20 protein-coding genes are annotated in these 23,535 nt (G+C 60.1%); 8 read left to right on the plus strand and 12 right to left on the minus strand.

What is annotated here, in order from left to right; genetic code table 11:
- The 11 genes from GA0061103_RS27465 to GA0061103_RS27515 form a co-directional block, all read right to left on the minus strand.
- The gene (locus tag GA0061103_RS27465; protein ID WP_092716790.1) at window positions 1–966 is read right to left on the minus strand and encodes a PDR/VanB family oxidoreductase; all 966 of its coding nucleotides are present in this window, start codon (window positions 964–966) and stop codon (window positions 1–3) included.
- Window positions 963–1,568 carry a dimethylamine monooxygenase subunit DmmA family protein gene (locus GA0061103_RS27470; RefSeq protein WP_092716791.1) on the minus strand — a complete coding sequence of 202 codons (606 nt, stop codon included), beginning with the start codon at window positions 1,566–1,568 and terminating at the stop codon, window positions 963–965. The genes GA0061103_RS27465 and GA0061103_RS27470 overlap by 4 nt, the downstream gene beginning before the upstream one ends.
- Before the next feature lie 10 nt (window positions 1,569–1,578).
- Entirely contained in the window at window positions 1,579–2,712 is a 1,134-nt protein-coding gene (locus GA0061103_RS27475) for an aminomethyl transferase family protein (protein WP_092716793.1), read from the minus strand.
- A gap of 112 nt (window positions 2,713–2,824) precedes the next feature.
- The gene (gene folD, locus GA0061103_RS27480) at window positions 2,825–3,730 is read right to left on the minus strand and encodes a bifunctional methylenetetrahydrofolate dehydrogenase/methenyltetrahydrofolate cyclohydrolase FolD (RefSeq protein ID WP_245304883.1); all 906 of its coding nucleotides are present in this window, start codon (window positions 3,728–3,730) and stop codon (window positions 2,825–2,827) included.
- A 3-nt stretch (window positions 3,731–3,733) separates the two neighbouring features.
- Entirely contained in the window at window positions 3,734–4,618 is an 885-nt protein-coding gene (purU, locus tag GA0061103_RS27485; protein WP_092716795.1) for a formyltetrahydrofolate deformylase, read from the minus strand.
- A gap of 99 nt (window positions 4,619–4,717) precedes the next feature.
- Window positions 4,718–6,025, minus strand: a complete 1,308-nt coding sequence (glnT, locus tag GA0061103_RS27490; protein WP_092716797.1) for a type III glutamate--ammonia ligase — start codon at window positions 6,023–6,025, stop codon at window positions 4,718–4,720.
- Between the two features lie 77 nt (window positions 6,026–6,102).
- Window positions 6,103–7,431 carry an FMN-binding glutamate synthase family protein gene (locus GA0061103_RS27495; RefSeq protein WP_092716799.1) on the minus strand — a complete coding sequence of 443 codons (1,329 nt, stop codon included), beginning with the start codon at window positions 7,429–7,431 and terminating at the stop codon, window positions 6,103–6,105.
- A 15-nt stretch (window positions 7,432–7,446) separates the two neighbouring features.
- Window positions 7,447–8,133 carry a GltB/FmdC/FwdC-like GXGXG domain-containing protein gene (locus GA0061103_RS27500; RefSeq protein WP_092716801.1) on the minus strand — a complete coding sequence of 229 codons (687 nt, stop codon included), beginning with the start codon at window positions 8,131–8,133 and terminating at the stop codon, window positions 7,447–7,449.
- A 30-nt stretch (window positions 8,134–8,163) separates the two neighbouring features.
- Window positions 8,164–9,072, minus strand: coding sequence for a class II glutamine amidotransferase (locus GA0061103_RS27505; protein ID WP_092716803.1), 909 nt, complete (start codon window positions 9,070–9,072; stop codon window positions 8,164–8,166).
- A 92-nt stretch (window positions 9,073–9,164) separates the two neighbouring features.
- Window positions 9,165–9,848 carry a helix-turn-helix domain-containing protein gene (locus GA0061103_RS27510; protein ID WP_092716805.1) on the minus strand — a complete coding sequence of 228 codons (684 nt, stop codon included), beginning with the start codon at window positions 9,846–9,848 and terminating at the stop codon, window positions 9,165–9,167.
- 79 nt (window positions 9,849–9,927) lie between these two features.
- Window positions 9,928–10,887 (minus strand): GlxA family transcriptional regulator, encoded by a 960-nt coding sequence (locus GA0061103_RS27515; RefSeq protein WP_092716807.1) that lies wholly within the window; start codon window positions 10,885–10,887, stop codon window positions 9,928–9,930.
- A gap of 88 nt (window positions 10,888–10,975) precedes the next feature.
- On the opposite strand from GA0061103_RS27515, the gene GA0061103_RS27520 reads away from it, so the two are divergent.
- The 5 genes from GA0061103_RS27520 to GA0061103_RS27540 all read left to right on the plus strand — a co-directional run bounded on the left by GA0061103_RS27520 (window position 10,976) and on the right by GA0061103_RS27540 (window position 17,909).
- Window positions 10,976–12,226, plus strand: coding sequence for a sarcosine oxidase subunit beta family protein (locus tag GA0061103_RS27520; protein ID WP_092716809.1), 1,251 nt, complete (start codon window positions 10,976–10,978; stop codon window positions 12,224–12,226).
- Between the two features lie 12 nt (window positions 12,227–12,238).
- Complete coding sequence (locus tag GA0061103_RS27525; RefSeq protein WP_092716810.1) at window positions 12,239–12,517, plus strand: sarcosine oxidase subunit delta; 279 nt, start codon at window positions 12,239–12,241, stop codon at window positions 12,515–12,517.
- Window positions 12,514–15,447, plus strand: coding sequence for a sarcosine oxidase subunit alpha family protein (locus GA0061103_RS27530; RefSeq protein WP_092716812.1), 2,934 nt, complete (start codon window positions 12,514–12,516; stop codon window positions 15,445–15,447). Before GA0061103_RS27525 ends, GA0061103_RS27530 begins: the two co-directional genes overlap by 4 nt.
- Window positions 15,440–15,985, plus strand: a complete 546-nt coding sequence (locus tag GA0061103_RS27535; RefSeq protein ID WP_092716814.1) for a sarcosine oxidase subunit gamma family protein — start codon at window positions 15,440–15,442, stop codon at window positions 15,983–15,985. The genes GA0061103_RS27530 and GA0061103_RS27535 overlap by 8 nt, the downstream gene beginning before the upstream one ends.
- A 202-nt stretch (window positions 15,986–16,187) precedes the next feature.
- The gene (locus GA0061103_RS27540; protein ID WP_092716816.1) at window positions 16,188–17,909 is read left to right on the plus strand and encodes a peptidoglycan D,D-transpeptidase FtsI family protein; all 1,722 of its coding nucleotides are present in this window, start codon (window positions 16,188–16,190) and stop codon (window positions 17,907–17,909) included.
- A 139-nt stretch (window positions 17,910–18,048) separates the two neighbouring features.
- Here the strand turns inward: GA0061103_RS27540 and GA0061103_RS27545 are convergent, their stop codons facing one another.
- Window positions 18,049–18,636 carry a TetR/AcrR family transcriptional regulator gene (locus GA0061103_RS27545; protein WP_167376661.1) on the minus strand — a complete coding sequence of 196 codons (588 nt, stop codon included), beginning with the start codon at window positions 18,634–18,636 and terminating at the stop codon, window positions 18,049–18,051.
- A 249-nt stretch (window positions 18,637–18,885) separates the two neighbouring features.
- Here GA0061103_RS27545 and GA0061103_RS27550 point away from each other — a divergent pair, with 249 nt between their 5' ends.
- The 3 genes from GA0061103_RS27550 to GA0061103_RS27560 all read left to right on the plus strand — a co-directional run bounded on the left by GA0061103_RS27550 (window position 18,886) and on the right by GA0061103_RS27560 (window position 23,023).
- A complete protein-coding gene (locus GA0061103_RS27550; protein WP_092717129.1) occupies window positions 18,886–20,145 on the plus strand; it encodes an HlyD family secretion protein in 1,260 nt (419 codons plus the stop codon).
- Entirely contained in the window at window positions 20,118–21,725 is a 1,608-nt protein-coding gene (locus tag GA0061103_RS27555; protein WP_092716820.1) for a DHA2 family efflux MFS transporter permease subunit, read from the plus strand. The genes GA0061103_RS27550 and GA0061103_RS27555 overlap by 28 nt, the downstream gene beginning before the upstream one ends.
- Window positions 21,726–22,525: 800 nt before the next feature.
- Window positions 22,526–23,023, plus strand: a complete 498-nt coding sequence (locus GA0061103_RS27560; RefSeq protein WP_092716821.1) for an HIT family protein — start codon at window positions 22,526–22,528, stop codon at window positions 23,021–23,023.
- Window positions 23,024–23,535 lie beyond the last annotated feature (512 nt).

The raw sequence follows: 23,535 nt of genomic DNA on the forward strand, positions 1-23,535 counted from the left end.
CTAAAGATCGAGATGCAGTGCGCTTCCTTCGAAACGCGAAACGCAGATCATCACCTTTCGGCCGGAAGCCTTTTCTTCGTCGGTCAGATAGACGTCATTGTGCAGAAGCTTGCCGTCGCAGGCGGCGACACCCGTCTCGCACTGCCCGCAAGCACCGCCGCGACAGAGGAAGGGGGCATCGATACCGGCGGCCTCGATTGCCTCCAGCATGCTCTCATGATGGCCGACGTGAACGGTCTTGCCGGACCGCGTCAGCTCGATCGAGAACGGCTTGCCGGGCTGCGAGGACAGGAAGCGCTCGGAATGCAGGTTCTGTTCCGGCCAGCCGGCCTCGATGCCGGTTTTCAACACGCCGTCGATCATGCCGGCCGGGCCGCACACATAGAGATGCGTGCCGAGCGGCTGGCTTTCGAGCAGACGGGCGACGGGAATGAAATGGCGATCGGCATCGCAGTAGATCTTCACCCGCTGCGATCCATATTGCTCGACAAGTTCCCGGCAATAGGCGCCGCGATCGAGCGAACGAACGGCATAATGCAACTCGAAATTGACGCCCTCGCGGGAGAACTGCTGCATCATCGCGATGAACGGCGTGATGCCGATGCCGCCGGCGATCAGCAGATGCTTGCGGCCGCGCCAGTCCGGCTGGAAGAGATTGACGGGATAGCTGACCTTGAGCTCATCACCCTCTCTCACCTTCTCATGCATGAAGGCGGAGCCGCCGCGCGATTCCTCGACGCGCAGCACGCTGATCTCATAGGCCGAGCAATCATGCGGCGGCGACATCAGCGAATAGGCGTTGCGGCGTACATGGCCCTCGTCGTTCATCGAGACGATGACATGGGCACCGCCCGAAAAATAAGGCATGGGCGCGCCGTCGAGACGCTCGAAGCGGAAGCGCTTGATGCGATCGGCGACCGGCGTCACCTTCGCGACACGAACCGGAATTTCCGTACCACCGCTCACAGGAACAACTCCTCGGGATCAGGCGCCGTACCCGGCTCTTCGGCATCGATGTTGACGCCCTGAAAGGCGCCGAGACGGCGCGAATAGTGGTCGCGCACCAGCAACGGCAGCCCGCAATGGCTGCAGGCAAAGGGACTATGCGTGACATCCTCGGTAATGCCCTTGCAATGGACGCATTGCACCCGACGCGCCAGGGAACCGCGATGTTCGGTGATGAGCGAGGCATGATCCATGCCGTAGTCGAGCGCTACCATCATCGCCTGGCCGATAAAGCCCTCGGTGCCGGCGATATAAAGCCGCGTGCCCATATGCGCCGTCGTAAGCGAGCCCTTCAGGCGGAAGAGCAGCGTCGCAATGGTCGGTGCCGTAAAGAACATGTCGGCGCCAAGGCTGCGCAGGGTCTCGTCATGACCCTTGCCCTGTGAGCCGCGCGCGACATAGAGGATCTCGCTGCGCGACAGGATCGTGTCGTCAAGCGCGGGCCTGTGATCGAGAAGGGCGTTGGCGCCCTCCCCTTCGAGAACGAAGAGATGCCGACGAGCATGCGGCTGGATTGCGAGACCACGGTAAACCGGTCGGCTCTTAATGCCTTCGACAAGCATGAGCGCCTCCTTAGCCGATGGCCGTCCTCTTCTTCTTTTCCGGATCGTCGAAGGGCAGCGTATGGGCGATCGCGCTTGCCTTCAGGCTCTTGCCACGCACCTCAAGCTTGGTGCCCTGCACGGCCTTGTCGACGTCGAGGCGGGCGATCGCCATCGATTTCTTCGTCAGCGCAGAATAGCAAGGGCAGGTAATGACGCCGACCTTTTTGCCATCGGCAAAGACTTCGTCGCCGAGATCGGCCGGGCCATCGGCATCGATCAGCATGCCGAAAATCTTGAAGCGTTCCTTGCCTTTGAGGCGGGCATGTTCCTCGGCACCGCGGAAACCGGTCTTGCCGGGGCTGACTGTAAAGTCGAGGCCGAGTTCCCAGAGGCTGTCGCCGGGAGGCTGATCGGCGAAAGGATACATCTGCGAGTTATCATAGGGATAAAAGAGCAGATAGCTTTCGACGCGCAGCATGTCGAGGACACTGAAGCAGCAGGGAATGATCCCCATCTCTTTGCCCTCAGCGACGATGCGATCCCAGACCATCGCGGCATCCTGACCGCGCACGAAGATTTCATAGCCGCGTTCGCCGGTGTAGCCGGTGCGCGAGATCATCACGGGTGCGCCGAACAGGGTCGTCTGCATGTGATGGAAATATTTGAGGTCGCGGATGCCGGGTACATATTTGGCGAGATAATCGACGGCGACCGGACCTTGTAGCGAGAGGTCGTGCAGATCGTCGTCGAAGAGGACGGCGCAGTTGCGCCCCGCTGCCTGCTTGACGAGCTCCTCATGGCCGGAGCCCGAGCCATGCACCAGCATCCAGGAGTTCGGGCCGGTGCGGTAGACGATGCAGTCGTCGGTGAAATAGCCGCGATCATTCAGCATCGCGGCATAGACCGAACGGCCGGGATAGATCTTCGACATATCGCGGGTGGTGATATAGTCAAGCACGGCAATGGCGTGCGGGCCGACCAGATGCACCTTCTTGAGGCCGGAAACGTCCATCAGCCCGGCCTTGGTGCGGATCGCGACATGCTCGTCCGACATGTCCTTCTCGTAGGTCCAGGCGGTTCCCATGCCGCTCCAGTCTTCGAGTTTCGATCCGAGAGCACGGTGCCGGTCCGCCAAGGCGGAGAAACGCCATGATAATGCCATTTCGTTCCCTCATTTTCTTCTATGGAATATTTATTTCCTGACTATAGTCGTCTTTCATGCCTTGGCAAGCCGATCCGAGTGGTTTTTTGTTATCGCCCGGACGGCATTTTGTTCAAAACTTCGGCGGCTTCCGACCGGCAGTGCGATGAGCTGCGATGACGGTATTGGTCATCAGCATGGCAATCGTCATCGGTCCGACGCCGCCCGGAACCGGCGTGATCGCACCGGCGACATCGGAGACCTCAGCATAGGCGACATCGCCCACAAGACGGCTCTTGCCCTCGCCCCGCTCCGGTGCCGCAATCCGGTTGATGCCGACATCGATGACCGTGGCGCCCGGCTTGATCCAGTCCGCCTTCACCATCTCAGGCCGGCCGACGGCCGCTACCAGAATATCGGCGCCTCTGGCGACCGCGGCCAGATCCTTCGTGCGCGAATGCGCCGTCGTCACCGTCGCATTGGCATTGAGCAGCAGCTGCGCCATCGGCTTGCCGAACAGGTTGGAGCGACCGATGACGACGGCATTCAGACCCGACAGGTCCTCGCCATGGATGCGCCGTACCAGAAGCATGGCGCCGGCCGGCGTGCAGGAGATCAGCCCGGTTTCGAGATCGCCGGTCGCAAGCTTGCCGGCATTGACCACATGCAGCCCGTCGACATCCTTCTCCGGCCGGATCGACTGGATGATCGGATCGGAATCCAGATGCTTTGGCAACGGCAGCTGTACCAGAATGCCGTGGATGGAGGGATCGTCGTTCAGCGAAGCCACGAGCTGCGCCAGCTCACCTTGCGTCGTTTCGGCCGGCAACGTGTGCTGCACCGACTTGAAGCCGCATTCCTTGGCCATCTTGCTCTTGGAGTTCACATAGGCGTGGCTGGCCGGATCGTCGCCGACGATGACGACCGCAAGCCCGGTCTTAACGCCGGTCTCCGTCTCAAGCCCTGCCGCCGCCATCTTCACTGCCTCGATCACCGAAGCCGCTGCAACCTTGCCGTCGATTACCCTTGCCAGCGCCATGCCTCACCCCATTCGCTCGGAGGCATAGGATCCCGGGCTTGCCGGGAAGACGACGGTGCGGTTGCCGTTGATGAAGGTGCGGTGATGGATATGGGCATGGATGGCGCGGGCGAGAACCTGGCTCTCGACATCGCGGCCGATCGACACATAGTCCTCGGCCGACTGCGCATGCGTGATGCGCGCCGTGTCCTGCTCGATGATCGGACCTTCGTCGAGATCGGCCGTCACATAATGCGCCGTCGCCCCGATCAGCTTCACCCCACGCTCATAGGCCTGCTTGTAAGGGTTCGCCCCCTTGAAGGATGGCAGGAAGGAATGGTGGATGTTGATGATCCGGCCCGACATCTTCCGGCACAGCGCATCCGACAGAACCTGCATGTAGCGGGCAAGCACGACAAGCTCGGTGCCGGTCTGCTCGACCAGATCCAGGAGCTGGGCTTCGGCCTGCGGCTTGTTCTCCTTCGTCACCTTGATGTGGTGGAAGGGGATATCGTGATTGACCACCACCTTCTGATAGTCGAAATGGTTGGAGACGACGCCGACGATGTCGATCGGCAAGGCGCCGATCTTCCAGCGATAGAGCAGGTCGTTGAGGCAATGGCCGAAGCGCGACACCATCAGCAACACCTTCATGCGCTTTTTCTCGTCATGGATCTCCGACACCATGGCGAACTTCTCGGCGATCGGCTTGAAGCCTTCGGCAAGCGCCGCTTGGCTCACACCTTCTTCTGAGATGAAGGAGACGCGCATGAAGAACATGCCGGTATCCAGATCGTCGAACTGGCTGGAATCGACGACGTTGCAGCCTTGCTCGGCCAGATAGTTCGAGATCGCCGCAACGATCCCCCGCGTCGACTGGCACGCAACTGTCAATACATAGCTCGTCATGCTGATCTTCCTCCGCCGTCTGCGGCCAAAATTCCGCTGCCGTGCCGGGGGATCGCGCCCCGGCACCTGAGCCCTTGAGGGCATCTTATCGCTACGCACTCAGATATCGAGCGTGCTGTCGCGCTCCCACTGCGTGAAATGCGAGCAATAAGCGTTCCATTCCTGATGCTTGAGCTTCAGATAGGCTTCGGAGAATTCCGAACCGATCGCCTGCTTCAGCCCCTCGTCCTCGTCATAGGCACGCAGCGCATCGAGCAGGTTGAGCGGCAGGCGCGGTGCATTCTTCACGAGATGACCCTGCGCATACATGTCGATATCGTGATGCGGTCCGGGATCGGCCTTGCTGCGCAGGCCATCGAGGCCGGCAGCGATGATGACGGCCTGCAGCAGGTACGGATTGACGGCACCATCGGGCAGGCGCAGCTCGAAGCGACCGGGACCCGGCACACGCACCATGTGGGTCCGGTTGTTGCCGGTCCATGTCACAGTATTGGGGGACCAGGTGGCACCCGACGTCGTGCGCGGCGCATTGATGCGCTTGTAGGAATTGACCGTGGGGTTGGTGATGGCTGCCAGCGATGAGGCATGCTTCATGATGCCGCCGAGGAAATGCTTGCCCTCGGACGACAGGCCGAATTCGGCCTCCCTGTCGGCAAAGACGTTGGTCCTGCCATCATTGCTCCACACGGAGATATGGCAATGGCAGCCGTTGCCCGTCAGGCCCTTGAAGGGCTTCGGCATGAAGGTTGCTCTAAGACCGTGCTTTTCAGCAATCGACTTGACCATGAACTTGAAGAAGGAGTGCTTGTCCGCCGTCTTCAAGGCATCGTCGAATTCCCAGTTCATTTCGAACTGACCGTTGGCGTCCTCGTGGTCGTTCTGATAGGCCCCCCAGCCGAGCTCCAGCATATAATCGCAGATCTCGGAAATGACGTCATACCGCCGCATGACCGCCTGCTGATCATAGCAGGGCTTTTCCGCCGTGTCGTATTCGTCGGATATTTTGGATCCGTCGGCCGTAATCAGGAAGAATTCGGCCTCGACGCCGGTCTTGACGCGCTTGCCCGCTGCTTCTGCCTCTTTCACGAGCTTCTTTAAGACGTTGCGCGGCGCCTGGGCGACCAGTTCGCCCTCCATCACGCAATCGGCCGCGACCCAGGCAACATCCTTCTTCCATGGGAGCTGGATGACGGAAGATGCGTCGGGCACTGCAAAAAGGTCGGGATGGGCAGGCGTCATATCGAGCCAGGTGGCAAAACCGGCAAAACCGGCACCGTCTTCCTGCATGCCCGCAATCGCCTGGGCTGGCACCAGCTTGGCACGCTGGCCGGAAAAAAGATCCGTGTAGCTGATCATGAAATATTTGATGCCCTTGTCTTTGGCAAAGGCAGCAAGATCCAGTGTCATTCTCGTTCCCCTTTGGATTTCTTAGAGACACTTCGATGATGCGTGATACGACCGGGCCTTTCGGCCCGGCCGGAATGTCAGAAGCCTCCCTTGCCCGGATACCAGTTGGTGCCGGCGAGCGGGATTTGTGCCATGGCGGCCGCCTCCATCGTCAGCGCACACAGGTCCTCCGGCTCCAGGTTGTGCAGGTGATTCTTGCCGCAAGCACGCGCGATCGTCTGCGCTTCCAGCGTCATCACTTTCAGATAATTGGCAAGGCGTCGGCCCGCCGCAATAGGGTCGAGCCGGCTTGCGAGCTCCGGGTCCTGCGTCGTGATGCCGGCCGGGTCCTTGCCCTCGTGCCAGTCGTCATAGGCGCCGGCCGTCGTGCCGAGCTTCTGGTATTCCTCTTCCCATTTCGGATCGTTGTCGCCGAGCGCGACCAGTGCCGCCGTGCCGATGGCAACCGCGTCGGCGCCGAGCGCTAGGGCTTTCGCCACATCAGCACCCGACCGGATGCCGCCGGAGATGATCAGCTGCACCTTGCGGTGCATGCCGAGATCCTGCAGCGCCTGAACGGCTGGACGAATGCAGGCAAGCGTCGGCATGCCGACATTCTCGATGAAGACGTCCTGGGTCGCGGCCGTGCCGCCCTGCATGCCGTCAAGCACGACGACGTCGGCACCGGCCTTGACCGCAAGAGCCGTGTCGTAATAGGGGCGCGCGCCGCCGACCTTCACATAGATCGGCTTTTCCCAGTCGGTGATCTCACGCAGCTCCATGATCTTGATTTCGAGATCATCGGGGCCGGTCCAGTCCGGGTGACGGCAGGCAGAGCGCTGGTCGATACCCTTCGGCAGATTGCGCATGTTGGCGACGCGATCGGAGATCTTCTGGCCGAGCAGCATGCCGCCGCCGCCGGGTTTGGCCCCTTGGCCGACCACAACTTCGATGGCGTCAGCGCGGCGCAAATCTTTCGGGTTCATGCCGTAGCGCGAGGGAAGATATTGATAGACCAGCGTCTGCGAATGGCCGCGCTCTTCGTCCGTCATGCCGCCGTCGCCCGTCGTCGTCGACGTGCCGGCAATCGTCGCGCCGCGGCCAAGTGCTTCCTTGGCATTGCCCGAAAGCGCCCCGAAGCTCATGCCAGCAATGGTGATCGGGGTCTTCAGCGTGATCGGCTTCTTGGCAAAGCGACTGCCGAGAACGACGGTCGTATCGCATTTCTCGCGATAACCTTCGAGCGGATAGCGCGAGATCGAGGCGCCGAGGAACAGCAGATCGTCGAAATGCGGCACCTTGCGCTTCGTGCCGGCGCCACGGATATCGTAGATGCCGGTCGCCGCAGCGCGGCGGATTTCCGCCAGCGTATGATCGTCGAAGGTCGCCGACTTGCGGGGTGGCGTAGGTGGGTTGTGATAGCTCATGAGGTCCCCTTCGTCTCAATAGGCGTCGGCATTGTCGATGTTGAAATTGTAGAGCTTGCGAGCCGATCCGTAGCGCTTGAATTCCTCAGGCTTGACGCCGCGCACGCCAGCCTTCTCGAGCAGCTCGGCAAGCTTTTCCAGATGCTCCGGGCGCATCTCCTTTTCGATGCAATCGGAACCGAGGCTTTGCACCGAACCGCGAACAAAAAGCTTGGCCTCATAGAGGCTGTCGCCCAGCGCATCGCCGGCGTCGCCCAAGACGACCAGATGGCCCGACTGTCCCATGAAGGCGGACATATGGCCGATATTGCCATAGACGACGATATCGATACCCTTCATCGAGATGCCGCAGCGCGAGGCCGCATTGCCCTTGATGACAAGCAGGCCGCCGCGGCCGGTTGCTCCGGCATATTGGCTGGCATCGCCTTCGATGACGACGCTGCCGGACATCATGTTTTCGGCAACGCCGGGACCGGCGGAGCCATGCACCGTGACATTGCCGCCATCATTCATGCCAGCGCAGTAGTAGCCGACGGAACCCTTGATATCGACAGTAACGGGCGCGTCGATACCGGCAGCCACGGCATGATGGCCGCGTGGGTTGACGACTTCGAAGGCCAGATCGTTGGCACCCGGAGGAAGGCCATGAAGGGCGCTGTTGAGTTCACGGAGCGGTGTGAGGGAAAGGTCGAAAACTGGCATGAAAAACTCTCTCGATTGCGGCACTTCTGATCAGGCAGCCTTTTCGTGATCCCAGAAATAGACGGTCGCCGGCTCCGGTTCCCAGACGCGGGCATTTTCGATGCCAGGGAGATTGACCAGCGCACGATATTCCGAGCCGAAAGCGACATATTGATCGGTTTCAGCCATGACGGCCGGCTTGCAGGCGATGGGATCGCGAACGACGCCGAAACCGGACTTGGTGCCGACGACGAAAGTGAAGAAGCCGTCGAGATCATCGACCGCGCCTTCCAACGCCGCGCCGAGATCCTTGCCCTTGGCCATCTCGGCCGTCAGATAGGCAGCAGCGACTTCGGTGTCATTTTCCGTCTCGAAGGTCATGCCCACGCGCTTCAACTCCCGGCGCAGGTTGTTGTGGTTCGACAGCGAACCATTGTGAACCAGGCACTGGTCCGAACCGGTGGAGAAGGGATGAGCGCCAAGGGTCGTGACGGCCGACTCGGTCGCCATACGGGTATGGCCGATCCCGTGCGTACCCGACATGGCCATCACGCCGAAGCGCGAGACCACATCCTTCGGCAGGCCGACTTCCTTGTAGATCTCGACGGTATCGCCGCTGCTCATGACGCGGATATTCGGGCGCAGTTGCGTCAGCGCCACCCTGCCCTCGTCGAGCTTCTCCTTGGCAAGAGTGATAACCGCGTGCGTGCTCTTGACGACGACGGAGACCGGCACGTCGAGCGCGCGTCTCAGTTCGTATTCCAGCCCGTCGAAATCCTTCGTCGGATCAGCCGACTGAACGGTTATCTTCGCTGTCGTACCGTTATCGCTGCCGTAGATCGCGATGCCTGCGCTATCAGGTCCGCGATCGGTCATCGTCACCAGCATGGAGGACAGAAGCGCACCGAGTTTCGGCTCCAGCGCCTTATCCTTCAAGAAAAGACCGACAATTCCGCACATGCCCAAAGCCTCCAATTTCGCATCTGCAAAATGGCTATCAGGTCCACAGCGTCTTTTCAACTCAAAAGAATAAATTTTTCTTTTAAGGCAAGTTAATCGGTCTTGCCCCGCTGTGGATAGCTGATGATCGAAAGGTACTTGGCTGGCAGTTTTACCAGGACCTCCGGGCCATGCGGCGCATCGGCATCGAAGAAGAGGCTGTCGCCCGGCTGCATGGGATAAAGCTGATCGCCATGGCGATACATCACCTCGCCCTCGAGCATATAGAGGAACTCCATGCCCTCATGCTGGAAAGTGGGAAACACATCGGAATCCGCCGTCAGCGTGATGAGATAGGGCTCGACGATGACACCGCTCGAATTGTTGTCGATATGGCCGAGCACGTTATACTGATGGCCGGCGCGCGTGCCGCGACGTTCGAGTTCGACGCCCTGGCCAGCCTTGACGAAGACGGCGTTGCGCGGCTCTTCATAGCGGCGGAAGAAGGCCGTCAGCGGCACGCCGAGCGCGCGCGACAGCGATTGCAGCGTTGTCAGCGACGGTGAGATATTGCCGTTTTCGATCTTCGACAGCATGCCGAGCGAGATACCCGTTGCGGCGGCTAGGTCGGTGACGGTGATGCCGAGCTTCTTGCGGTAGGCGCGGACCTCGTGGCCGATCGCCATTTCGAGATTGTTTTCCTTGGGCTCGCGCACCGCATGCGGGTTCTGCGAGAAGGCCGACCGTCCGCCGTGGGATTGGTCATCAGCCGCTATCTTGTCTGCCTTGGTTTTCATTCTGTATCCTTTTTTGCCGGCAGGGCTTGTTGGGAAGAACTCTATCCTCCCAGTGAAATTTTCTCAACTGCGGCGAAAGTCATCCCTGGCGAGCTTCGCTGGGCGCCGCGCCGTACAGATCGCGATAGGCTCTGGAGAAATGCGCGCCGCTGGAAAAACCGGTGGCAAGAGCAATCTCGGATATCGACAGCGGGCTCTGTTCGAGGAGACGCCTGGCATGCTGCAGCCTGATACGCCGATATTGTTCCAGGAAGGTCGAGCCGAGATGGGCGGCAAAGAGCCTGTCCAGATGACGCGGCGTAACACCGGCGATGCGCGCCATCGCGGCACGATCGAGCGGCATCTCGATGGTCTCCTCCATCTTTTCCAGAACGCTGAGCAGGCCTGGATGATGGACACCGTAGCGTTCGGCAAGCGAGCCCCGTTGCGGTGCCGTCGGTTCGCCGACCTCCGTATGCAGATACCAATCGCTGACGCGCCTGGCAAAATCGGCGCCCATGCGCTCTGATATCAACACATGCATCATGTCGAGCGACGCAATCCCGCCGCCGCAGGTAATCCGATTGCCATCGACGACAAAGCGGGCTTGGCGAGGCGAAAGCGTCGGGAAGGCTTCGAACAATGCCGGCGCATATTCCCAGTGAATGGTAAAATCACGCTCGGCCAAAAGGCCGGCGGCAGCAAGCAGATAGGAGCCGCCTGAAATCCCGCCTATGCGCACGCCTTCGCGTGCCAGCTGACGAAGACAGGCGAGAACTGCGGGATAGTGCCAGTCTCGCGCCGATCCGCCGGCGCAGACAAAGACGGTGCCAATATCCGAGCCTCGCCCTGGAAGCGGCGCGGCCGGCACCGGTACGCCGCCCGATGACAGCGACGGCGCGCCATCCGGCGAAAAATTTGTCTGCCTGTAGATTTCGCGCCCGGCCAGGAGGTTGGCGGCGCGCAAGGGCTCGCTTGCGGATGCAAAGGACATCAGCGCAAATCCCGGGATCAGGATAAAACCGATATTCTGGCTATTTTTGCTATCTACCGCGGCCATGTCCCTTTTCTATCGAAATTGGTCCTATTTGGGCAAGTCCGCATTTTTCACTCTGGCATCATGAGCGCAATTCCAAGCGGATCGAACCATGCGCTATTCGGCCTTTTCAGTTTTCCTCAACGGTCTTCGCGGCAATACCGGCTGGGCGCCTGCCTGGCGGCAGCCACAACCGAAGCAACATTATGACGTCATCATCGTCGGTGGCGGCGGTCATGGTCTGGCAACGGCCTACTATCTCGCCAAGACCTTCGGCATCACCAATGTCGCCGTTCTGGAGAAGGGCTATCTCGGCTCGGGCAATATCGGCCGCAATACTACGATCATCCGCTCGAACTACCTGCTTCCCGGCAACAATCCCTTCTACGAGCTGTCGATGAAGCTCTGGGAAGGGCTGGAGCAGGACTTCAACTTCAACGCCATGGTCTCGCAGCGCGGCGTGCTCAATCTCTTTCACTCCGATGCGCAACGCGACGCCTATACCCGTCGGGGCAACGCCATGCGCCTGCACGGCGTCGATGCGGAATTGCTCGACCGTAACGCCGTCCGCCAGAAACTGCCCTTCCTCGATTTCGACAATGCCCGCTTCCCGATCATGGGCGGGTTGTTGCAACAGCGCGGCGGCACGGTCCGCCACGATGCGGTCGCCTGGGGCTATGCCCGCGGCGCCGACAGCCACGGCGTCGACATCATCACCGGCTGCGAAGTCACAGGCATCCGCACCGACGAGGGCCGCGTCACCGGTGTCGAGACGACGAAGGGTTTCATCGGCTGCGGTAAGCTGGCGCTGGCGGCGGCCGGCAACTCCACCGTCGTCGCCGACATGGCGGGTCTGCGCCTGCCGATCGAAAGCCATGTGCTGCAGGCCTTCGTCTCCGAGGGATTGAAACCATTCATCGACTGCGTCGTCACCTTCGGCGCCGGACATTTCTATGTCTCGCAGTCGGACAAGGGCGGCCTCGTCTTCGGCGGCGATATCGACGGATACAATTCCTACGCCCAACGCGGCAACCTTGCGACTGTCGAACATGTCGCGGAAGCCGGCGTTGCGATGATCCCGTCTCTGACCCGCGTGCGCTATCTGCGCACATGGGGTGGCGTGATGGATATGAGCATGGACGGCTCGCCGATCATCGACCGGACCCATATCGACAATCTCTATCTGAACGCCGGCTGGTGTTACGGCGGCTTCAAGGCGACGCCGGCGTCGGGCTATTGCTACGCGCATCTGATCGCCCGCAACGAGCCGCATGAAACGGCGACGCAGCTGCGCCTCGATCGATTCCAACGCGGCTATCAGATCGATGAAAAGGGCGTCGGCGCCCAGCCGAACCTGCATTGAGGACATGACGACATGGCAAGCCTGATTTCCTGCCCTCATTGCGGCGCCCGCCCCAAAGAAGAGTTCACCATCAAAGGGGATGCAAACCTCGCGCGCCCGAAAGCCAATGCCAGCGCGGATGACTGGTACGACTACGTATATCTGCGCGACAATCCGAAGGGGCTTCACAAGGAATATTGGCACCACGCCTCCGGCTGCCGCCGCTGGCTGATCGTCGAGCGCGACACCGTCACCCACAAGGTCTATCGCGTCAGCGATGCGGCACTTGCCAAGCTCGGGGGTGAGGCATGAGCAGCCATCGCCTATCCTCCGGCGGCCGGATCGATCGTTCGAAGACCGTCGCCTTCCGTTTCGATGGTCAGGATCTGACGGGCCATCCCGGCGACACGCTCGCCTCGGCGCTGCTGGCCAACGGCGTCCAGCTCGTCGGGCGCAGCTTCAAGTATCATAGACCGCGCGGCATCCTGACGGCGGGAACCGCCGAACCCAATGCGCTTGTCACGACCGGCATGGGCGGCCGCACCGAGGCCAACAGCCGCGCCACGATGATCGAACTTTATGACGGGCTCACGGCGCGCAGCCAGAACCGCTGGCCCTCGCTCGCCTTCGATGTCGGCGCGGTGAACGGCCTGCTCTCGCCCTTCCTTAGCGCCGGCTTCTACTACAAGACCTTCATGTGGCCGGCCGCCTTCTGGGAAAAGGTCTACGAGCCGCTGATCCGCAAGGCCGCCGGTCTCGGCAAGGCCTCCTATGAGGCTGATCCGGATTCCTACGAAAAATGCTGGGCGCATTGCGATCTGCTCGTCATCGGCGCTGGTCCTTCCGGCCTTGCCGCGGCACTGACGGCTGGACGCGCCGGCGCGCGCGTTCTTCTTGCAGATGAAGGTTTCGCCCTCGGCGGCAATCTGCTCGCGGAGAAGAACCCGGCACTCGACACCATCCTGAACGAGCTCGAAAACCTGCCGAACATGCAGTGCCTGCCACGAACGACTGTCATCGGCTGGTACGACGACAACGTCTTCGGGGCAGTCGAGCGCGTTCAGAAACACGTGGCGACGCCTGATGCGCGGCGGCCGGTCGAGCGCTTTTGGCGCATCATCGCCAGGCAGGCAATCCTTGCAACCGGCGCGGAGGAGCGGCCGCTCGTCTTCGGCGGCAACGACATTCCAGGCGTCATGATGGCCGGCGCCATGCGCAGCTATCTGAACCGGCAGGCGGTTGCCCCCGGTAAGCGCACAGTGGTCTTTACGACAAACCAGTCCGGCTATCAGACAGCGGCTGATCTTGAAGCTGCCGGCATCGAGGTGGCCGCCATCGTCGATAGCCGCGCCAATAGCGGCGAAGGCTGGAAAGGCAGGGCGCAGATGCTCACCGGCGCTCGCGTCATCGATGCGCATGGCGGCAGGCAACTGCGTCGTGTGACGATCGCGACCTCCTCCGGCAACCGCGATATCGAAGCCGATGCGCTCGCCATGTCCGGCGGCTGGAGCCCTATCATTCATCTTGCCTGCCATCGCGGCGCAAAGCCGATCTGGTCGGAAAAGCATGCAGCCTTCCTGGCTCCGGAAAGACAGGAAGGCGTGACGATGGCTGGTGCCGCCGCCGGCCTTGCCTCCACCGAGGCATGTCTTGGCGATGGCGCCGGCAAGGCCGTCGAGGCGCTGACGGCAATCGGCTTTGCCAGGGTCGACCCGGCTTTCGCGCCGGTCGAGGATAGGAGACAGGCAGCGTCTCCGCTCTGGTTCGTCAAGGGCGGCAAGGGCAAGGCCTTCGTCGACTATCAGAACGACGTGAACCTGAAAGATCTCGGCCTTGCCGTGCGCGAAGGCTACGGCGATGTCGAGCTTGCCAAGCGCTATACGACAAACGGTATGGCTACCGACCAGGGCAAGCTTTCCAATATCAATGCCATCGGCATTCTGGCCGAAGCCCGCGGCGTCTCGCCGGCCGAGGTCGGCACCACGACATTCAGGCCCTTCTACACGCCAGTTTCCTTCGGTGCGTTAACAGGTACTTCGCGGGCTAAGCATTTTCAACCGGCGCGCAAATCCCCCCTGCACGCATGGGCGAAAAAGAATGGCGCGGTCTTCGTCGAAACCGGGCTCTGGTACCGCTCTTCCTGGTTTCCGCGCGAGGGCGAGAAGACCTGGCGCGAAAGCGTGGATCGCGAAGTGCTGAACATCCGCAGGAATGCCGGTATCTGCGACGTCTCGACGCTCGGCAAGATCGAGATCTTCGGCAAGGACGCGGCAACCTTTCTCGACCGCATCTATTGCAATGGCTTTGCCAAGCTTTCCGTCGGCAAGGCGCGCTACGGCATCATGCTGCGCGAAGACGGCATGATCTATGATGACGGCACCACCAGCCGCCTGAGCGAAGACCATTTCTTCATGACGACGACGACCGCGCTTGCCGCTGGCGTGCTCACCCATCTGGAATTTTGCGCCCAGACACTCTGGCCCGAGCTAGAGGTCTATTTTGCCTCGTCGACCGACCAATGGGCGCAGATGGCAGTCGCCGGCCCGAAATCTCGAGCCATCCTTTCTGAGATCGTCGACGAGGACATTTCCGATGCGGCTTTCCCGTTCATGAGCGCACGCGCGGTCTCCCTGTTCGGCGGCAAGCTTGAGGGACGACTGTTCCGCATCTCCTTTTCCGGCGAACTCGCCTACGAGCTCGGCGTCCCTGCGGCTTACGGCGAATTCGTCGCCGACACCATCATGGAGGCGGGCCGGAAGCATGAGATCTGCGCCTATGGCGCCGAGGCACTCGGCGTCATGCGGATCGAAAAGGGCCACGTCACCCATGCCGAGATCAACGGCACGGTAACGCCCGGGGATCTTGGCTTTGGTCGTATGGTTTCGGCCACAAAGCCCGATTTCATCGGCAAGGCGATGCTTCAGCGCGAGGGCCTGCAGGCAACCGATCGGGCTCGCCTCGTCGGTGTCAAACCGATAGACCCGGCAACAAGCTTCCGGACAGGCGCCCATATCCTCGCGGAAGGTGCGGCGGCGACGCTCGAAAATGACCAGGGCTATGTAACGTCAAGCGCCTTTTCGCCGAGCCTCGGCCATACGATCGGGCTCGCTCTCATCAAGAACGGGCCGGAGCGCATCGGCGAAAAGGTCGTCGTCTGGAACGGCCTTAGAAACGAATACACGGATGCAGTGATCTGCAGCCCGGTCTTCATCGACCCTCAGAATGAGAAACTCCATGCCTGATTTGCCGATATCAAAGCCGGTCCTTGCCGGGAGGGCCGTTCTACAAGGCGAGACCATCCGGCTGGAAGCCTTGGCCGAAGGCCATCTCCTGCATGTGATGGGCGTGACGACGAGCGAAGAGCTTGCGGCCCATCTTGCTGCGGCCGGCGTCAAGCAAAGTTCCGTACGCCCGGCGGGATACCGGCAATGGTTCATCGCCGGCAATGAGCAGCTCGTTAAATCCCAAAGGCAAGCTCTTGCCGATGCCCTGGCCGGCCGCGCCTTCATCTGCGACCAAAGCCACGGCCGTATCCGCATCCTCGTTTCGGGCCAGGACGCCCCCCGCATACTCACCAAAGGTACGGCCGTCGATCTGCATCCATCGAGCTTCCCGGAAGGACGCAGTGCCACGACGCTTTTCGGTCATATCTCGGTGCAGCTCACGCGCACCGGCATGAACGATTTCGAGCTGACTGTTCTGCGCAGTTTTGCGGAATCGCTTTATGAGGAACTCGAGGTTCTAGCTCGAGCTCAGGGCGCCGAGCAGCTCGCGCTCTGAATAACATCCAAATAATTCTGATGCGAGCATAGTCGGGCAAGGCCGTCTTGCCCATAACTGTTTGCGCGCAAAGCGCGAGGTCTTCTTCAAACACAACGTTAGTAAGAAGAACTTATAATTAGACTCCTGTTAACCATCTTGCGTTTAAAGATTGTTAATCGAGAGGCAAATCCGCCTTCCCAGTTTTTGCGAATAATCGTTCATGTCGATCATCCACGCCCTCAGCGCAAATAGCGGTCGCCTCATCAGAATCACCTTCGGTCCGGGGGGGCGCGAGCGACCGCCAGTGCGCGCCACCGGTAAGGCCAAACTCGCCAAAGCCCGCATCATGATGCTCGCGGGCGGCCTGGTCATCTGCTATGTGGCGATCTTCGCCAGGCTTACCTATTTCGATATGGAGCCGAGGACCGACACGTCGGCGATTCCGCCGGATCATGTCAGCGCTGCGCGTCCGGATATCGTCGACAGAAACGGCGAATTGCTTGCAACCGACATCCGCACCGTTTCGATGTTTGCCGAGCCCAATCGCGTGATCGATCCGGACGAGGCAGTGGAAAAAATCGCTTCGATCTTTCCCGATATCGACCGCAAATCACTCTATAAAAAGCTTTCCGACCGCCGCTCGCATTTTGCGTGGCTGCGCCGGCAGCTGACGCCGAAGGAACAGAGCGAGATCCTAGCGCTCGGCATCCCGGCGATCGGGTTTCGGCCTGAGGTCAAGCGTTTCTATCCGGGCGGGCGAACAGCCGCACATATTCTCGGCTATGTCGATATCGACAATCACGGCGTCGCCGGCATGGAGAAATATCTCGACATGCAGGGCCTGTCGGATCTCGCTTCCACGGGCCTGACGAGCCGGGACCAACTGGAGCCGGTGCGACTTTCGATCGATCTTCGTGTTCAGAACGTCGTGCATGACGTGGTGTCTGATGCGATCGGCCGCTATCAGAGTCAGGCGGCTGGCGCCGTCATCCTCGACATCCACACCGGCGAAGTCCTGGCCATGGCCTCGGCCCCCGATTTCGATCCGAACGATCCGCAGGCGGACGTCAAAGGCTGGCTGAACCGCATGTCGAACGGCACCGACGAGATGGGCTCGGTGTTCAAGACCTTCTCGATCGCGATGGCCATCGACACGGGCATGGTCAAGCTGACGGATACCTTCGACGCCAGCGCCCCTCTGCATTACGGCGGCTTCACCATCCATGACGACCGCGACGTGCCGCGGCGTGTCTTGTCGATCCCGGAAATCTTCCGCTATTCGTCCAACATCGGCACGGCCAAGATGATGGACAAGGTGGGCATGACCATCCAGAAGAGCTATCTGACCCGCTTCGGGCTGTTGACGAAGATGCAGACCGAACTGCCTGAGGTGAAAGCGCCCAGCCAGCCAAAAGTTTGGAAGAAGCTCAATTCTATCACCATCGCCTTCGGCCACGGCGTCGCCACCACGCCGATGCAGACTGCCGTCGCCGGTGCAGCCCTGATTGACGGCGGCAAGCTGATCGAGCCTTCCTTCCTTCCGCGCACACAGGAAGAGGCGGAAAAGACTGAGACGATGATCGTCAAGAAGAGCACCAGCGACACGATCCGCTACCTCTTCCGTCTGAACGGCGAACAGGGCACTGGCAGAGCCGCCGACGTCCCCGGCTATCATGTCGGCGGGAAGACGGGCACCGCGAACAAGGTCATTCACGGCGTCTACTCGCACAAGCTCAGCTTCAATTCGTTCCTGGCGGCATTCCCCATGGATAATCCGAAATACGTGGTGCTGGCCTTCATCGACCAGCCGCTGACGGGCGTTCACAACCTGAACCTCGCTGCGGAAACGGCAGCACCCATGGTCCACGATATCATCAGCCACGCCGCGCCGCTGCTCGGCGTCGAGCCGGATTTCGGGTCGAACTTGCTCGCCGCCTTTTGAAGATTGGGGCAATTCCAGGAAGAGCGCGCAGCGGTTTTCCTGGAATTGTATGAAGAGAAAGAGCTAGGGCAGTTCGGAGATTCCGAGAAAAGCTGAACCGCTCTCCCCTGTTCTGACGGTCTCGCGAAGGCCGCGACAGTCAAACACCGCTATAGCCACAGCCGCGCAAGAAAAAAGTGGCGGCCTCGCGTGCATGATCCTCCATCTGCGACTTCACCGGCGTCAGATCGGCATGGAAGAGCGAGGATATCATCATCGGCAGCAGCACCAGATCGATGAAATAGCGTGTCGTGGCTTCAATATTAGCCGGTGCAAAGGCGGGGAGCGACTTGAGTTCTTTGGCCTCTGCCAATTCCGCTAGGAGTTTCATCGCGGTCGCCGTCCCATGCGCCCGCATGGCGTAGTGGATCGTGGTCGCCAGATCCGGGTGGCGTGTCGCCTCGCCGATCACGCTGCGTATAAGCCCTATGGTTTCCGCCCGGATGGCGCGCTGGACAATCAGGACGCCCGCTGATTGAAAGCGCTCGAGAATGGTGCCCGATGTTGCGGAACCCACCATCTCGCCGGATTTTTGCGCCCAGCGGATGACGACCTCTCTGAACAAGGTCTCCTTGTTCGTGAAGCGCGCATAAATGCTCGGCTTGCCGGCTCTCGCCACCTCGGCAATCTCATCAATGCTGGCACCCTCATAGCCGCGGGCAATGAAGACCTGGAGAGCCGCTTCCAAAATTCTGTCCTCGACTTCGCCTGCCCTCTCCCGCGGCGGGCGACCACGTCGCGTTGCATTTGTCTTTGCCGGTGTAATTTGGGGTTTTGCCATTTCTCGCGGCATGACTGACCTCACTGCTTTTTGATTGGCTTGGACGCGGTTTAGCACCCTCTGCACCTCTTGACTAACACCTCGATCAGCTCTACGTCAATATTTAAATTGAACGTTTCGTTTCAATTTAAACCCTGGTGACAGAAGAGGTAGAAGATGAGCACGCCTCAGGATGAGACTCTCGGAAAATTGATCGTGCTGGAGCCGAAGGCGACCGGCGCCAAGGCAAATCATGAGCAAAGCGGCCTCCCGGCCCTGCAGGAACGAGCAGAAGCGCCGCAACCTGGCGATAAAACCCGAATCCTCGACGAAAATGCCGAAACGCCGGATGACACCGGCCAGAAGGATCCGACTAGCGGCCCCTCCCAACGCCTGAGGATGCTCCTGATCGGCGGAAGCGCGCTCGCTGTTGCGGCGGCGGTGACCTTTGTCTATTGGGACAACGCCTCGCATTATGAGAGCACCGACGATGCCTTCATCGCTGCGCGGCAATATGCCATCACCTCGCGGGTAGCCGGTTATATTTCTTCCGTTCCCGTCACCGACAACCAGCACGTCATGAGCGGTGAAGTGATCGCCCGCATCGACGATCGCGACTATCAAACAGCTCTGGAGCAGGCGCAGGCTCAGGTCGCTGCCGCAAACGCCAATATCCAGAACACTGAGGCACAGAAGCGGGTTCAGGGAGCGAATGTGGAAGAGGCCAAGGCTCAGGTCGCACAGGCCCAAGCCAATCTCGTCTTCGCCCAGCAGCAAAACGACCGCTACCAGGGGCTGGTGAAGAGCGGCTCCGGCACTCTTCAGGAAGCGCAGCAATATACCTCGCAATTGCACCAGCAACAGGCTGCCCTGAACACCGATCAAGCCTCATTGACCGCTGCGCAGCGTCAGCTCGACGCTTATGACTTCCAGATCGCCAACGTTCAGGCCACTCTCAAGCAGGATCAAGCCCAGCTCGACCAGGCCAAGCTCAATTTTTCCTACACGACGATGACGGCAGCGCAGCCGGGTCGAGTGGTGCAACTGTCGGCCGGCGACGGCGAATATGTGCAGGCGGGCACGAATCTGGCCATGTTCGTGCCGGACAAGCTCTGGGTTACGGCCAACTTCAAGGAAACCCAGCTCGATCATATGCGCCCGGGCCAGCCGGTAACGCTGACTATCGATGCGTATAGCGGCCGCACGATCTATGGCCATGTCGCCAGCGTACAGCCGGGATCAGGAACGGCATTTTCATTGCTTCCGGCGGAAAACGCCACCGGCAACTATGTGAAGATCGTCCAGCGCGTTCCGGTGAAGATCGAGCTCGATGACGTGCCGAGCGATGTCGCACTGGGGCCGGGCATGTCCGTCGTCCCCACGGTGCGCACCGATGCCAGCCCCTCCTTATGGGACAGCTTGAGGACCGTGTTGTGAGCACGAACGCTGCCGCCAGATCGGCGGCAAACCCCTGGATCATCGCGATCGTCGTCGCACTTGCCAGCTTCATGGAAGTGCTCGACACAACCATCGCCAACGTCGCCCTGAACTATATTTCCGGCGGCCTCGGTGTCAGCCAGGACGAAGCGTCCTGGGTCGTCACCACCTACCTCGTTTCCAACGCCGTGATCGTGACGGCCACCAGCTATCTCGTGCGCATTTTCGGGCGCAGGACTTTCTTTCTCGGCTGCCTCGCACTTTTCACCATCAGCTCCGTCATGTGTGGCTTTGCGCCCAATCTGCAATTCCTGCTTCTTGCCCGGATCCTGCAGGGCATCGGCGGTGGCGGCATGGTGCCGGTTGCGCAATCCATTCTGGCCGACAGCTTTCCACCTGAAAAGCGAGGGCAGGGCTTTGCTCTGTTCGGTGTAGCCGTCGTCGTTGCCCCGGTGGTCGGGCCGACATTGGGCGGGTGGCTTTCGGATAATTTCTCGTGGCACTGGTGCTTCCTGATCAACGGCCCCGTCGGCATCCTGACGCTTGCCGCCGTTGCCATGCTGATCAAGGAACCGGCAGGCGCCGCGCAGGAGCGTGCTCAGAAGCACAGGCGGGAGCCCGGCTTCGATTGGATCGGCTTCGGACTCGTCGCCACCTTTCTTGGAATGCTGGAGCTGATGCTCGACCGCGGTCTGGAAGACGACTGGTTCGGCTCCAGCTTCATCGTTGCGGCAGCCGTGATCTGTGCGCTTGCCTTCCTGCTGATGATCCCCTGGGAACTGAAGCACAGGAATCCGGCCGTCGACATCAGGATGCTGGTCAGTCGCCAATTCGGCACCTGCTTTCTGGTGATGATGGCGACGGGCGCCCTGCTGCTCGCCACGACGCAATATCTGCCGCAGCTGGTTCAGCAGAATCTCGGCTACACCGCAACATGGGCGGGGCTGATGCTGTCCCCCGGCGGCGTGGTCACCATGGTCATGATGTTCGTGGTCGGCTTCGTGTCGTCGAAAGTACAGCCGAAGTATCTGATCGCGATCGGTGCCGGCTTCGTTGCCCTGTCGATGTACCAGGTGACCAGCGTCTATAGTGCCGTAGGCTTCTGGTATCTTGCCGAGGCCCGCATGCTGCAGGGGATTGGCCTGCCATTCATCTTCCTGCCGATCACCTCGGCTTCCTATGACGGGATTCCTGCCAGCAAGACCGACCAGGCCTCTGCCCTGCTGAACGCCGCTCGCAACACCGGCGGATCGATTGGTGTGTCGCTGATATCGAACGTCATCGCCCATCGCGAACAGTTCCATCAAAGCCGCCTGGTCGAACATATCGTCCCGTCGAACGGAGCCTATCAAGATACCTTTGGTCAGTTGAGCAACTATTTCATGGCGCAAGGAAGCTCACTTCTGACCTCCCACCAACAAGCACTTGCCTGGATCAATCAGCAAATACAGAGCCAGGCTTCGTTTCTCTCCTATATCGACGCTTTCTGGGTCCTGACGCTAATCTCGCTCGCAGCCATCCCCCTCGCCCTGACGCTGCGCAACGTAACGCTCGGCAAGAAGGCATCCATGGGACATTGACGGGCAGACATTCCCGGTCGGAGCTTTCGATACCTGGGAGTTCCGACCCAGAAAGAAGTGGCCACCCATATTATCAACCACGGCCATCCATCCGGCAATCGCGATGCTTCGACGGAACCCCACAGGCTAAAAACCCTGACAACTGTCAGGTTTTTGACCTGCGTTTGCGAGAGGGTGGCACAACGTATATTGCCACTCTGTCAGTCGTCGGACGATGCAAATCTTCTGAGACCGCCTCTCCAACATCCGCTACTCGGAAAACCCTGACAGCTGTCAGGGTTTCGTGGCGAAGACCGAAAGCAGACCGGGCTGGCTCCCAACGAGAGAAAGACCTCTCCGATTGGGTGCTGAAGGTCGCCCTAGCCCATCCGCCATGATCGTCCCTTGCTGATATCGCCATTACGGCTGCCTTGTACCCTCAAGGAGTCCCGACATGTCCCTCGAATTATACGCAGCTTTCATCGCAGCAACGGTAGCGCTCGTCCTGCCGCCGGGTCCCAACGCAGCGCCGATTACCGCGAATTCTATTGCCTATGGTCGCAGGTTCAGATCACAGTCTCTGGAACAGGCACGGCAACGATCCAGTAAGTTATGTTAACCGTGCCTGGGATAAACGGCGTGCTTGCTTTCGTAGACGAGTTCTTCGAATGGATATGATGAGAGACGCATTCGCTTGCCCTTCAGCTTGGGCCATCGAAAAGCCAAGAGAACTTCAACTTGCTGGTCCTGAGCGCTGTTATTTCCGCCCTGGCCGGAAGCGTAAGTAGCCGACGAATAATAGCTGAAATCAAGGAGAGGTAATGACGACTGCGTCACAGTTTCTCATCGCCGAGACCGACGGATGGCTCGTAAGCCATCGCGCAAATTCGGCTCTCCCCGGCTATCTCATCATTGCGTCCAAGAGATCCGCCAATGATCTCTTCGATTTACCCGATAGTGCCTTGTGCGAGATCGGTCCGCTGCTGGCAGCGTCTCAAGCAGCCCTGAAACAGGATCTGGGCGCTCCACGCGTCTATATCGGTCGCTATGGCCATATTTCTGGACTCGCCTTTCACTTCCACATCATCCCCATCTACGATTGGGTGGAGAAACTGTTCTGGCAGGACGCCCGATATCGGATCCTCGAACATTTTGCCGAAGGGGAGGGGGAGACCGAGACGGACGGCGCGGAACTGACCCTGTTCGTGTGGCGCGAATTCTGCGAACGTCTGCAGCCGCCTCCGATCGAAGGACCGAGCGCTCCCGAGACCATCGAGCTCCTGCGCAAGACGATGCAGTTCCGTCTGCAGGCCATTTGAACGATGTTGTTGACCGACAATTTTCTTGACTAATCGGTCTGCTTAGCGTGCTATATTACTTGAGACAGACGAAATGCTTCGCTTTTCATGCTCAAATTCGGCGCTGTCTAAATATCGGATTTCCCAAGGAAAATTTTCAATTGTGAAGCTATATTGATGTTAGCTTCCATGAGCCATACAGTGTCGGCCGAAGCTTCAGAAGCATGGAAAGGCAGTGCCCCGCAAGCGGCGATCTCGCCTTCAGGATCGGGGAAAAAGCAGCGTCTGAATGAGCGATCTGATCAGCTTTTTGGATGAATTTCCCGATCAGATCTGCCAATCACGAGATATCCCGAACCAATAAAATCTCCAGAGAGTTTGCGCTCGCTCGCTGCTGTGGTCCCAGTTGCAGCCCATGACTGGTGGACAACGGTGAGAGATAGCACAGCAGATGCAGCCGGCTAAGCCAAGTTCGGTCCGTCTAGCTGCTCTCGAATTTCCCGTGAATGGGCTGTTCGAATAGCTGGCGGTCT

Origin of the sequence: Martinezella multihospitum, assembly GCF_900094585.1 — a bacterium.
Classification (GTDB): Bacteria; Pseudomonadota; Alphaproteobacteria; order Rhizobiales; family Rhizobiaceae; genus Rhizobium; species Rhizobium multihospitium.

Excerpts from the sequence above, each read along its gene's own strand:
- GA0061103_RS27470 (WP_092716791.1), bottom strand. The coding sequence starts at position 1,568 with ATGCTTGTCGAAGGCATTAAGAGCCGACCGGTTTACCGTGGTCTCGCA.
- GA0061103_RS27475 (WP_092716793.1), bottom strand. The coding sequence starts at position 2,712 with ATGGCATTATCATGGCGTTTCTCCGCCTTGGCGGACCGGCACCGTGCT.
- folD (WP_245304883.1), bottom strand. The coding sequence starts at position 3,730 with ATGGCGCTGGCAAGGGTAATCGACGGCAAGGTTGCAGCGGCTTCGGTG.
- purU (WP_092716795.1), bottom strand. The coding sequence starts at position 4,618 with ATGACGAGCTATGTATTGACAGTTGCGTGCCAGTCGACGCGGGGGATC.
- glnT (WP_092716797.1), bottom strand. The coding sequence starts at position 6,025 with ATGACACTGGATCTTGCTGCCTTTGCCAAAGACAAGGGCATCAAATAT.
- GA0061103_RS27495 (WP_092716799.1), bottom strand. The coding sequence starts at position 7,431 with ATGAGCTATCACAACCCACCTACGCCACCCCGCAAGTCGGCGACCTTC.
- GA0061103_RS27500 (WP_092716801.1), bottom strand. The coding sequence starts at position 8,133 with ATGCCAGTTTTCGACCTTTCCCTCACACCGCTCCGTGAACTCAACAGC.
- GA0061103_RS27505 (WP_092716803.1), bottom strand. The coding sequence starts at position 9,072 with ATGTGCGGAATTGTCGGTCTTTTCTTGAAGGATAAGGCGCTGGAGCCG.
- GA0061103_RS27510 (WP_092716805.1), bottom strand. The coding sequence starts at position 9,848 with ATGAAAACCAAGGCAGACAAGATAGCGGCTGATGACCAATCCCACGGC.
- GA0061103_RS27515 (WP_092716807.1), bottom strand. The coding sequence starts at position 10,887 with ATGGCCGCGGTAGATAGCAAAAATAGCCAGAATATCGGTTTTATCCTG.
- GA0061103_RS27520 (WP_092716809.1), top strand. The coding sequence starts at position 10,976 with ATGCGCTATTCGGCCTTTTCAGTTTTCCTCAACGGTCTTCGCGGCAAT.
- GA0061103_RS27525 (WP_092716810.1), top strand. The coding sequence starts at position 12,239 with ATGGCAAGCCTGATTTCCTGCCCTCATTGCGGCGCCCGCCCCAAAGAA.
- GA0061103_RS27530 (WP_092716812.1), top strand. The coding sequence starts at position 12,514 with ATGAGCAGCCATCGCCTATCCTCCGGCGGCCGGATCGATCGTTCGAAG.
- GA0061103_RS27535 (WP_092716814.1), top strand. The coding sequence starts at position 15,440 with ATGCCTGATTTGCCGATATCAAAGCCGGTCCTTGCCGGGAGGGCCGTT.
- GA0061103_RS27540 (WP_092716816.1), top strand. The coding sequence starts at position 16,188 with ATGTCGATCATCCACGCCCTCAGCGCAAATAGCGGTCGCCTCATCAGA.
- GA0061103_RS27550 (WP_092717129.1), top strand. The coding sequence starts at position 18,886 with ATGAGCACGCCTCAGGATGAGACTCTCGGAAAATTGATCGTGCTGGAG.
- GA0061103_RS27555 (WP_092716820.1), top strand. The coding sequence starts at position 20,118 with ATGGGACAGCTTGAGGACCGTGTTGTGAGCACGAACGCTGCCGCCAGA.
- GA0061103_RS27560 (WP_092716821.1), top strand. The coding sequence starts at position 22,526 with ATGACGACTGCGTCACAGTTTCTCATCGCCGAGACCGACGGATGGCTC.